Origin of the sequence: Acinetobacter sp. Brlt_5, assembly GCF_051949055.1 — a bacterium.
GTDB lineage: Bacteria > Pseudomonadota > Gammaproteobacteria > Pseudomonadales > Moraxellaceae > Acinetobacter > Acinetobacter indicus.
In genome coordinates this window covers 1-4,215 of record NZ_JAYJLP010000034.1, presented here as the reverse complement: position 1 = coordinate 4,215, position 4,215 = coordinate 1, and the positions used below count along the sequence as shown (strand labels likewise).

Annotated in this window: 4 protein-coding genes; all 4 read right to left on the bottom strand. The window is 34.9% G+C overall.

What is annotated here, in order from left to right:
* On the bottom strand, window positions 1-272 hold a 272-nt coding region (locus VF685_RS13870), incomplete at its 3' end, for a plasmid replication DNA-binding protein (RefSeq protein WP_440203678.1).
* Window positions 273-685: 413 nt separating this feature from the next.
* Window positions 686-1,351: a recombinase family protein gene (locus VF685_RS13865; RefSeq protein WP_440203677.1), complete on the bottom strand. Its 666-nt coding sequence runs from the start codon at window positions 1,349-1,351 to the stop codon at window positions 686-688.
* 352 nt (window positions 1,352-1,703) lie between these two features.
* The gene (locus tag VF685_RS13860) at window positions 1,704-2,381 is read right to left on the bottom strand and encodes a hypothetical protein (RefSeq protein WP_440203676.1); all 678 of its coding nucleotides are present in this window, start codon (window positions 2,379-2,381) and stop codon (window positions 1,704-1,706) included.
* A 395-nt stretch (window positions 2,382-2,776) separates the two neighbouring features.
* A complete protein-coding gene (locus VF685_RS13855; RefSeq protein WP_440203675.1) occupies window positions 2,777-3,712 on the bottom strand; it encodes a replication initiation protein in 936 nt (311 codons plus the stop codon).
* Between the last annotated feature and the right edge of the window lie 503 nt (window positions 3,713-4,215).

Sequence of the window (4,215 nt, the reverse complement as noted above, 5' to 3'; positions counted from 1 at the left end):
AATTGTTCAATCTGTTGTATAAATAATTGTTCATTATTGCTTTTCGGCTGTTCAGTTGGTTGTGCAATATTATTTGTACTGTTCAGTAGTTCATTGACAGCTAGTTCTGTTGCTTTCTTATCTGCTTTATTCCCAAATAAACGTATCATATCTTGAACAGAAACAGCCCCATCACTGTTTTTAGTTAAGTCACCTCTCTTTATACGAGCATAGATAGTGTTACGACTGACTTTAAATAGTTTGCTAGCTTGGTTAATTGATAGATTGCTCATATATGTTCATTCTTGTTCTGCTATGTGAACAATAATATACAACATTTACCAATGTGTGTTTTTAATAAAAAAGCTCTGTTAAAGTTAAGTAGTTTGTTAAAAGAACCAATGTCTTATATGCTTAAAAATGAAATTATAAATATTCGCATTACATGAACATTCTTTTTACTCTAGCTGTTCTAATCATTACTGTGATTTTAATTAGTATGCACAGTTGGGATGTGATTAAAAAACTATATAGAAATTATTATGAATCGTGGGAAACCGTATTCATGATTGGTTTATTAGTCATATATTTGATGCTGTTTTTGTTCTGTATGGCTTACATAGTAGAATTTTTATTCAAATACTTTTACTTCATAAAGCTGAAAAATAGCCCGCCTTGGCCTTTAAGCACTATGTAAATGATTAAGTTAAAAAGACTTAATCCTTTTTAAAACATTCTGTAGGCTGTTTAAACGCCATTCTTTGCCTGTTGGGCTTTTGACGCCGTGTTGGTTCAAGTAATCAACTAATCTTCTTTGACTCATAGTTGTTGCTAATGGTGTCAACATACCTGCTAATTGTTTTGCAAAGTTATCAGCTTGCTCTTTACGCTTTCCATTCGTAGCTTTGATATTTTCCTTACCCATAATACCCATAGGCTCACCACGAGCTTTTTTAGCTGCTAACGCTGCTTTGGTACGTTCAGAAATCTTAGCTGCTTCCCATTCAGCAAACGCTGCTAATTGCGTTAATACTAAACGTGAATCACTTGTCCCATTACTCAAGGCTGGTAAGTCTGTAAACTCAATACGTACTTGATCTAATAAGTCTAAGAACAATTTAACGTTACGTGCCACCCGATCTAGTTTTGCTACCAATAAAACAGCTTTGTTTTTCTTTGCGTCTGCTACTGCTTTATTTAGCTCAATTCGATTCACCTTTTTACCGCTATCAACTTCCACGTATTCGGCTACTACTTCTGCATCAGGTTTTGATTGCAGATAGGTTTTAACTTGCTGCTGTTGTGCTTCAAGTCCAAGACCTGATTGACCTTGTTTGTCTGTTGAAACTCGATAGTAGATAACGTATTTCATATTGACCCAAATAAGTAATGAACGTTTAGTATTGAGTCAAATTACTTAAATTTTCTGTATAAATCAATAGAAACGCACGTTTGTTAGTTGAACCTAAAAATACACGCCCCCCAAATTAAGGTCGTCTTTTCCTAGAAGTATCTATAAACAGCGTTATCTGAGGTCTTTATTCGGAATAATCTCAGAATATTTAAAGGGCTGTTTGCCTAACAATCTATATATCTATTACCATCTAATTAACTACATTAAACTATTGATTAAATTAGTTTATTGTTATTTTTTATATAGCCATATAAGCACCTACTTTATTAAAAAATAGATGCTGCTTAGATTACATAATTTACAAAACTGATTAATTGACCTCACTCATACCAAATTTTTTCTGTACGGTATTACTGAATAGTCTTCTACGTGGTGAACTAGGTAAAAGTGCTTTCAAGCCCCTGCTACCATCGAAGCTTCTTAGATCTCTACGTAACTTCTGATTTAACTTAGCTCGATAGCAATGACGTAGGACTGCATCATTTAGACCATCATCCCCAATCTGACTTAGATAATGAAATGGTGTAGTACGTTCTTCTCGATTGGAAATGTAAACGCTACGGACTCCATCCAGTGCTTCAATCTGTTCGTGTAACTCCATTACCTTACTTCGGCTAATGTTGTTAGCGATTACCATGAAGTGATAATGCAATCCTGCTCCGTACTCAGTCTTATATTCTCGTGTCCATCTGAAATAGAACTTGTCAGGTGTTAGTACGTTCTCTTTGATCGTACTTGGATTGAATCGTAGTGAACTTGGGTCGAAGAATACGTCATCTAAATCGTCTGAGGTTACATTGTGATCTTCTACGTTTACTGTAATGTCGAATACTACGTAATTTGATAATGGGTCTTTTACTGAAAGTTCATGATAGAACTCTAGTGCATCTATGATCTTATCTAGTTGGTCTTTAGCATAATCGTATTTATTGTTTACTTTGTATCCTCTGTACTCTGTTGGTTTTATTAACTTCACTGTACGTGGCATATCTGTTTTATTTCCTCCTATAGGTATTTACTGGTTAATCACCTGTTACTGTATCCTTTAACACTTACTATCCATCTATTACTATTTCTAATAATTAATATCTAATCTTATAGATACTTAATATATCTATATAACTTAATCAATCAAGGAATAAGCAATACTCGCCGATCTTAACTTTTTGTAAGCTAAGTAGTTGAATTTAATAAGCAAGAAGGCAGGCATTAAAGGGGATAAATGCTGTTATCGGGAAATAATTAGGAACATTAGTATTACTTCAGACAAATTTACTTTACCATTTATAGTTGAGATAAGCAACAAGATAATTGTAACTAAGATAATTAAAAAGCGGATGCCATCATCAAACCAAACCCAAACGAGCTATTATCTGAGTTAGGCTATTTGCACCAGTAGATTACCGATCTACGAGATACATTTAGCTTGTCTGCTATCTCTGTATAACTCATACCACTAGCCTTGTAACGTACTGCTAGCTTACGTTTAAAGCTATATGCTTCACCTTTAGCTTTACCGCCTAATCGCCCTTTACGTGTCTGACGATCTATAAACTCTTGGTAACAATGAGGGTCACGCTTCCAGCAATAACGACTTATGCTTTTAGCAATACCTTTCACTTCGTTATAGCCTAGCGGTTCTGTAATGCCCTCATTTAGCTTTAAACAATGATCTAGTACCGATTGCAGCCATGTATTGTATGTAGCACCTCTGTGCTTCCTGATAGAACAATATGCCCAATGCCTAGCTTTATGGAAAATGTAGCAATTGCGCCCAAGTCCTACAGCTTCCTCTTGTTTTATTGGTTTACTGATCTGCTTCCAGTCAATTTCTAATTTGTTAGCTAGTTCATCTAGTGAATACGGCGTATGGCGTAGCGTATTTGTACGCCAGCGATCATTTAGAGGATTTTTGCATATTAATCCTGTGTAATTCGCATCAGCCTCTAAAACGTGCTGTAACGTGCGCTGAATGGCATTCAGATAAATGATTGGCTTCTGCTTGCTTGCATCCGTTTTATAAACTGGTGACTTTAACTGGTAGATTGCATGGCTCCTACCATTTTCTTTATTTTCAATTATAAGGTTGGGTAACGGTAGGCCTGTTTTTGAGTAAAGTATCTCTACTAATGATGCTTCATAATCAAGATCAAAAACGATGTTATGCAGATAATAAGGGTGATTAGGCTGTAAATAAACTTTAAGCAAAGCAGCATCTTTGCTATAGATCTTCACGCCGTAGTTAAGATTATCACTAGCGTAAGGCTTTTTAGGTATCGTGTTTATAAATTGATCTAAGATTAATTCTAATTGTTGCATTGCATAACAACCCTGTTTGCAAATGCACTTTTGTTATGTATTATTAGATACAGAACTTGTGCTTTGCATATGTTCTAAGGATTCAAGCCTGTAACTTCTAGTCCGCCAAGATTTGAAAGTTACGGGCTTTTTCATTTCTGTAATAGTTTTAACACAGATCGTATCAGCAAAAAAACTTCTAATTCTATTATCTTTTTTATTTGCTCAATACTCCGAAAAACAATACATAGCGTTTAAACGCTCTCAGCTCTCATTATAGCCATTTTAAATGCTTAGGCTACCCTAGTACCACCTAATATATTAACAAGGCTCTATGGCGCTATAAATGCGTTCTAGGGCTATGTTTATGTTTGATTGTAGCCTATCTAAATAGTTTGGAAAGAATACCCTTCTTTTCTTGGTTTTTATGTTCAATCAATCGCTGATTTAGCTGTTCTTTCAACCATGCTTCATTTGCCTTTACATACTCCAGTTGCTTCTCTAACTGTTCAACTTGTAATTTT